The organism is Corallococcus sp. AB030, from assembly GCF_003668965.1.
In the GTDB taxonomy this organism is placed as follows: domain Bacteria; phylum Myxococcota; class Myxococcia; order Myxococcales; family Myxococcaceae; genus Corallococcus; species Corallococcus exiguus.
Genome location: NZ_RAWQ01000446.1, coordinates 1 through 1,318, shown reverse-complemented (window position 1 = coordinate 1,318; position 1,318 = coordinate 1). Strand labels below are relative to the sequence as shown.

At 71.7% G+C, this 1,318-nt stretch carries 2 protein-coding genes; both read right to left on the bottom strand.

Annotated elements, in window-relative coordinates; translation table 11 throughout:
- Nucleotides 1–39 precede the first annotated feature (39 nt).
- The gene (locus D7Y15_RS43485) at nucleotides 40–879 is read right to left on the bottom strand and encodes a GNAT family N-acetyltransferase (RefSeq protein ID WP_120578979.1); all 840 of its coding nucleotides are present in this window, start codon (nucleotides 877–879) and stop codon (nucleotides 40–42) included.
- A gap of 44 nt (nucleotides 880–923) precedes the next feature.
- The coding region (locus tag D7Y15_RS43480; RefSeq protein WP_148713049.1) for an AgmX/PglI C-terminal domain-containing protein at nucleotides 924–1,318 on the bottom strand (395 nt) is incomplete at its 5' end.

Below are 1,318 nucleotides of genomic sequence, written 5' to 3'. Positions count from 1 at the left end.
GGGGACGGCGGGAGGGCGTGGGGCGGCTGCTCATTCCATTTACTCCACCAGCACGAGCCGCTGGGTGCGGCCGGCGTGGTAGCCCACCTTGCGCGCGATGCGGGCGGTGCTCTCGTCGCGCTCGTCGATGCGCATGGCGAGCCGGGGCAGCGAGGACAGCAGGTGCCGGGAAATCTGCCCCAGGCACAGCGTGGCGTGGCCCTGACGGCGGCGGGACGGGGGCGTGTACATGCCCTCCAGCTCCGCGCCGAACTGCGAGCGGCAGCCGATGTCCACCTTGAACACGAGCTCGCTGCCCTCCTCCAGCACGTAGGTGCGGCGCTGGCGGACGCGCTGGAGGACGCGGGCCTCGTAGTGGGCGGGGTCTTCCGACAGCGGGTCCCGCTCGAGAATCTCGCGCACGTAGCCCTGGGCCAGGGGCAGCAGGCGGGGCACGTCCTCTTCGCGGGCCAGGCGCAGGGTGGGGTTGGTGAAGGGGCCCAGGTCGTCCGCGGAGACGCTGAACAGCTTCTGGGTGCGGGACAGGCGCGGCTTGCCTTCACAGAGGCTGCGCACCAGCGCGTCCACGGAGGACTTGTCCCCCACGGTGGCGCGCAGCTTGAGGCTGGCGGCGAGCGCGTCCGCGATGACGCCCGTGGCGCTGGCGTCGCTGGCGCTGGGCACCACCAGCCCGCCATCGCCGCCCACGAAGACGGCCGCGGTGAGGACGCCGCTGTCGAAGCGGCCGTGGAAGGAGAAGGCCGCCTGGCGCTCCGGCGCCGCGATGCCGAACTCCTCCAGCAACCCCAGCAGGTAGAGGTTGTGGACGGGATCCTTCGCCAGGAGCGCGCGCAGGGCGTCCGAGTGGGAAGGCTCGAGCTGTTCGACGGTGACGGGCATGCGCGAGGGGCGAAAGGGGCCTGAACCTTACGCGCAACCCGACCTCACGGGCCAGCGTCCCCAGGCACGGTGAACCGGAATGGTTGGAGCACGGTCGCGGATCCTCCCAGGTGGGGTGCCGGGAAGCGCGCGTCCAGGAGCGAATCCAGCACGCACGCCTGCACCATGGGGTCCGGGATGGTGCTGGAGACGAGTTCGCCCCGGTTCATCTTCCCCTCGGAGCCCTCGCCCTCCACGGTGAAGCGCAGCTTCACTTCGTGTGTGCCCCGGTTGCGTTGTGCGGCGTCCTGGAAACATTGCTGCACGAGCGGAGTCACGGACTGGATGGCCAGGCGCAGGTCCTCCGCGTCGATGCGGCCGGAGGAGGCCTCCACCACCGGCTCCACCCCCTCCACGCGGCGCGGGTCGGGGGCGTCGAAGTCCTGGCGCGGCGGCGGGG